Source organism: Neisseria sp. P0021.S007, from assembly GCF_051956855.1.
This window is the reverse complement of the sequence record NZ_JBQCXA010001787.1, coordinates 1-435: the sequence shown is the minus strand read 5'-3', so window position 1 is coordinate 435 and position 435 is coordinate 1. Positions and strand designations below refer to the sequence as shown.

Genomic DNA, 435 nt, shown 5'->3' with positions numbered 1-435 from the left:
CCATGTTGATGGTTGCGCCCAGCGGGATGGAGACGGAGTAGGTGTCTTCATGCAAGCCGAGTTTTTTTGCCAATGCCATGTTGACGGGGATGTTGGCGGCGGAGGAGCGGGTGAAGAAGGCGTAGAGTCCGCTTTCGCGCAGGCAGGTGAAGACCAGTCCGTAGGGGTTTTTGCGGGTTTGCGACCAGACGATGAGCGGGTTTACGACGAGGGCGATGAATGCCATGCTGCCGAGCAGGACTGCCAGCAGGCGTCCGTAACTGAGGAAGGCGGCAAAGCCGGTTTCGGCGACGGTTTGGGAGACCAGTCCGAAAATGCCCAAGGGGGCGAAGCGCGGATAACCCATTGTACGACGGTGGTCACGGCTTCGGAGAGGTCGGAGACGACTTGGCGGGTGGTGTCGGAGCCGTGGTGGCGCAATGCGGAGCCTAAAAC

1 pseudogene is annotated in these 435 nt (G+C 60.7%); it reads right to left on the bottom strand.

What is annotated here, in order from left to right:
* Positions 1-435 (bottom strand): annotated as a pseudogene (locus ACTHUR_RS21460) (cation:dicarboxylate symporter family transporter); the annotation flags it as partial.